4 protein-coding genes are annotated in these 4,881 nt (G+C 62.3%); all 4 read right to left on the bottom strand.

Annotation, left to right across the window (positions count from 1 at the left end):
* Nucleotides 1-324 precede the first annotated feature (324 nt).
* From FJ404_19280 to FJ404_19265, 4 genes are read right to left on the bottom strand one after another with little or no spacing between them, the layout of a single operon-like run.
* A complete protein-coding gene (locus FJ404_19280) occupies nucleotides 325-1,485 on the bottom strand; it encodes an iron-containing alcohol dehydrogenase (GenBank protein ID MBM3824994.1) in 1,161 nt (386 codons plus the stop codon).
* A gap of 13 nt (nucleotides 1,486-1,498) precedes the next feature.
* Nucleotides 1,499-1,804, bottom strand: coding sequence for an antibiotic biosynthesis monooxygenase (locus tag FJ404_19275; GenBank protein ID MBM3824993.1), 306 nt, complete (start codon nucleotides 1,802-1,804; stop codon nucleotides 1,499-1,501).
* A 4-nt stretch (nucleotides 1,805-1,808) separates the two neighbouring features.
* Nucleotides 1,809-3,206: a dipeptidase gene (locus FJ404_19270; protein ID MBM3824992.1), complete on the bottom strand. Its 1,398-nt coding sequence runs from the start codon at nucleotides 3,204-3,206 to the stop codon at nucleotides 1,809-1,811.
* 1 nt (nucleotide 3,207) lies between these two features.
* A complete protein-coding gene (locus FJ404_19265) occupies nucleotides 3,208-4,632 on the bottom strand; it encodes a cysteine--tRNA ligase (GenBank protein MBM3824991.1) in 1,425 nt (474 codons plus the stop codon).
* Nucleotides 4,633-4,881 lie beyond the last annotated feature (249 nt).

Here is a 4,881-nt window from a genome sequence, read left to right as displayed (position 1 = left end):
CCGTGTATCCCGATGTTGTTGGTAGGGCGGGCCTGTCCCAGCCCGCCGCCCACCGGATGCAAAACATCATGCTCCGGCGGCGCGCCGGGACGGACGCGCCCTACCTGCATCACCGGCAACATCGGGATGCACTGCAGCCATTGTCATTTGGGGCAGCGCCGATAGCGGAGACCAGCCGCAGCGCGGACAGGTCAGCATCCTTGCGATTCTCCAACGTGCTGCGGCTGGTCGAAGGAGAACCCAGCCGCGCTCCGCAAGGCACCCGTTGCGAACGGCCTGTCCTCTCCTCCGGAAGTCCGCATGATGGACGCCACCGAAAGCCCACTACCAAACCCGCTCCAACACTTCCATCAGTTCCCTGGTTTCAAGCGCAATCGGATTGGCTTTCATGCTGCTCGCCTTCTGCGCGGCTTCCGCCACTCCCTCAAAGTCATCCGAACGCACGCCATAGTGGCGCAAGCCGGGTATCTCGAATCGGCGCGCCAAGTCTTCCACCCAAGCCATCCCCTCCTCCGCCCCGGCGACCGCATTCCCAGTCAGCAACACGGCCACCTGACGATACTTCTCGATCGAGGGATGGCCGGGCGCGCGAGTCCGCAGCGCGTTCCAGTTCATCCGCATCACGGGAGCCAGGAGCGCGGCGCAGACGGCTCCGTGCGGCGCCTTGAACATGCCGCCCAATGGGGCCGCAATTCCATGCACCGCCCCCAATCCCGCGTTCGCCAGCGCCCAACCGCTGTGCAAACTCGCCAGCGACAAGTCCTCCCGCGCCTCCAAATCATCGGGCTGATCCCACGCTTGGGTCAGCGACCGAGCCGATCGAGCCATGCCTTCCCGGCACAAGGCATCCACGGTGGGGTTCGCCCGGCAGGACACGAAAGGTTCGATCAATTGCGTCAGGGCATCCATGCCGGTGGCAGCCAGGATCGGACGAGGCAGTCCGAAACACAGAGTGGGATCCACCAAGGCGAGCCGGGGCAGCATCGCCGGACTGCGCAAACTCGCTTTGACCCGGTGCTCCTCGGATGTGATCACCGCATTGCGAGTGACTTCGGTTCCCGTGCCCGCGGTCGTGGGGATGGCCACGCAAGGCAGCGATTCGTCCCGCAAACCGCGCCCTCGCCCAACCACCTCCAGGAAATCGAGAACCGTTCCCTCTTGCTTCGCCATGATGGAGACCGCCTTGGCCGCGTCCAGCACGCTGCCTCCGCCAAATCCCACCACGACAGGGAACTGCAACCGCCGGAGCGTGGCCGCTCCTTCCTCCACGTCTTCCACCCGTGGTTCCCCGCAAATTTGCTGAGTGCGGAGTTCGAGTCCCGTTTCGCGCAGTCCTTGCAAAAGTCCCGCGGCCCGCTGCGGACTCGAGCCCGTCATCACCAGGACGGATGATCCGAGTGATCGGACGAAGGCGGGGACATCTTTGAGCCGGCCCGCGCCGAAGAGGACTCGATGCGCGGTGGCGAATTCGAAACTCAGCGGCATGCCGTTTCCACGTTCACCAGCCGCCGTCGTCGGGAAACACGCTGGTCAGCTTCACGCTGGAACGCGGCTCGGCCATCATCGGCGCCACGGTGTCACGCCAAAGGGCGTAGTGCGCCGTTTCCTTGTGCCGCCCGGGCGCCTCGGGATTCCGGTACACCTCGACCAGCAGGAACCGAGTGGGATCAGTGAGGTCTTGCAGCACATCAAAGCGCGCAATGCCGGCTTCCCGCACGCTTTCCCGGGCATTGGCGACTGTCGCGGCGCGAAAGGCATCCACATGTTCCGATTTCACCCGCACTTGGACCTGAATGATCAGCATACATTCATCCTTTTGTGCTGATGGCCAATTCCGGCCATAACTCGGCGCTCAGCACCGAACCGCGATAGTAGTTCTCCAAATCGAACTTTTCGTTCGGGGAATGCAGGTTGTCGTCGGGCAAGGCGAGTCCGAGCAACAACACGTCCACGCCGAGTTCGCGGCTGAAAGTGTTCACGATGGGAATGGAGCCACCTTCGCGGAGAAGGACTGGAGGCTTGCCAAACGCCTTTTCCAGTGCCCGCAAACAGGCCGCGGACGTGGGTCCGGTGGGATCCACCCAATACGGTTCACCATCGTGCCCCTTCTTCAACGTCAGGCGCACCGAAGGGGGACAAATCGATTGCAAATAGCGGCAGGCCGCTTCCTTGATTTTCGCGGGGTTCTGGCCCGGAACCAAGCGCATGGTGATCTTGGCGCTGGCCCATGAAGGGATGATGGTCTTGCTTCCCTCGCCCTGATAACCGCTGGTCAATCCATTGATTTCGAACGTAGGCCGCGCCGTGCGTTGCTCGTATTCGGTGTAGCCTTGCTCGCCAAAGAGCGCCGGCACCCCCAGCATCTTTCGAATCGCCTCGGGCGAATGCGGCAAACGCCGCGCATGCCCCCGTTCGACCGCGGTCAGCGGGCGCACCCCGTCGTAAAAGCCCGGGATCACAATCCGTCCGCGCGCGTCGCGCACCTGGGCCAGCACTTGGGCCAGCGCCATGGCCGGATTATTGACGGCGCCGCCATAAAGTCCCGAATGGAGATCCCGGTCAGGCCCTTGAACATGAATCTCCAAAGCGGCGAGTCCTCGCAAGGAGTAGGTCAGCGCCGGGCACTCCCGCGAAGGCATGCCGGTATCCGAAATCACCATGGCATCGCAAGCCAGTTCCCGCCGGTGTTTCCTGACCACCTTGGGCAGATGATCGCTGCCGACCTCCTCCTCTCCCTCGATCAGGAAGGTGACATCGCAAGGCAAGGGCGTGCCGGTGCGCAAATACGCCTCGATGGCGTTGAGATGCGCCAGGTGCTGGCCTTTGTTGTCGCTGGCGCCACGGGCGAACAATGCGCCCTGCCTGACGGTGGGCTTGAAGGGATCGGACTTCCAGAGTTCAAGGGGCTCGGGCGGCTGCACATCGTAGTGGCCGTAGAGGACGAAGTGAGGCCGGTCTTTTGCGGATCCGCTGCGAGAAATGCGCCGAGTGGTCGCCATGACCACGGGATGGCCCGGAGTCTCCACCAAGCGCGCGCTCAATCCGATCGACTCGCAATGATTCCGCAACCAATCCGAGCAGGCTCGCATGTCGCCCGCATGGGATGACTGGGCGGAGATGCTGGGAAAGGAGGCATATCGGATCAAGGTGTCCAGGTGTTTCTTGCGGCAAGCCTTGAGGTAATCGAGAACCGCGTTTGCTTTCATATTAGAGTTTCTTGAGGCGCGGACCCTGCGGGGTATCTTCAATCGCCCAGCCCTGGGTTTTCAATTCATCCCGGATCGCGTCAGACCGCTTGAAGTCCCTGGCTTTTCTCGCCGATTGTCGCTCCTCGAGCAGGGCTTGGAACTCAGGAGGAGCTTCGGCTTCCACCGCGCGCCCCACCCCGAGCACCGCGTCCATGGAGCCCCAGTTTGCGAGTGCTTCCCGCGCCGATTCAGGCGCGAGTGTCCCTTCCGCAAGGGAGCGGTTGAGCGCGGCCACCCACTCGAAAACCACCCCCCAGGCCGCCGAAACATTGAGGTCATCGTCGAGCGCCGCACGAAACTTGACCAGGATTGGGGAGGCTTCGTGCCGCTCTGGCGGCTGCCCTCCCCCCGCCCGTTCCGCGACCCGGCGCAGACAGTCGTCCAGCCGGCTCAGCGCCGCTTGGGCTCCTTTCAGGCCGTCGAGGGTGAAGTTGAAGGATTCGCGGTAGTGGGCTGAAAGCAGCAGAAAGCGGATTTCACGCCCGGAGAATCCTTTGGCCAGCAGATCGCGCAGGGTGAAGAAATTGCCCAAGGATTTGGCCATCTTCTTTCCTTCCACCAGCAGATGAGCGCCGTGCATCCAATACTTCACGAAGGGCTCCCCGGGCGCTTGCATTCTGGCCCCTTCACTCTGAGCAATCTCGTCCTCGTGGTGCGGGAACATCAGATCTTCGCCGCCCAGATGCAGGTCGAAGCTCGGACCCAGACACTTCATGCTCATGGCACTGCACTCGATGTGCCAGCCTGGGCGGCCCTCCCCCCAGGGGCTGGGCCAAAAAACCGGACCGTCCTCGGGCACGCGCGCTTTCCACAACGCGAAATCCGCCACCGATTCTTTGGCGTACTCGTCGCGGCTCACACGTTCTCCCGGGCGCATTTCCTCGAAATCGAGTTGCACCAACTGGCCGTAGCGGCAGCCGCAGCCCCGATATCGATCGATGCTGAAATAGACCGACCGGTCGGGTGCCTGGTAAGCGACGCCTTGATCGAGGAGTTTCTGGATCAGTTCCAAAATCTCCTGAACATACTCCGTCGCCCGGGGCGTCACATGGGGCTTCAGGCAACCCAACGCCGCGTGATCTTCGAGGAACGCCCTTTCAAACTGCCGGGTGAACTCCTGAAGACTAGTACCGGTCTGCCTGATCCTCGCAATGATCTTGTCTTCCACGTCCGTGATGTTCATCACGTGCCGGACTTCGAATCCGCTTGCCTCAAGGTGTCTCCGGACCAAATCGGCGAATACGAAGGTCCGAAAATTCCCAATGTGAGCAAAGTCATGCACCGTCGGTCCGCAACAATAGAGTCCCACCCGTTTCCCCTGCGGGTCGCGTGGGAAGAAGGGTTGAACCGACCGGGACAAAGTATTGAAGAATCGCGGCGGCATTTTGGCAAAAGACGCGCGAGGGTAATGGCCGGGGTCCGAAAGCAAAAGGGAAAAACCTGATTGGAACGCGAGGCCCAGGACCCTTCAGCAATAGTCCACTTGCAACTTCGCGTTCCACGTTCAGACGCGGTCTTGGAGCAAGGGTTTTGCCCGGGCGAAGGCATCCGCCCTGGACGGGCCATAAAGCGGGAGAAGATCGCCACGGCTGGCTTGGCGAGGGCTGAAGCGCCGTGAACGGCGCGGTCCGGC

The organism is Verrucomicrobiota bacterium, assembly GCA_016871495.1.
Lineage (GTDB): Bacteria > Verrucomicrobiota > Verrucomicrobiia > Limisphaerales > VHDF01 > VHDF01.
This window is presented reverse-complemented; position numbering and strand designations above follow the sequence as displayed.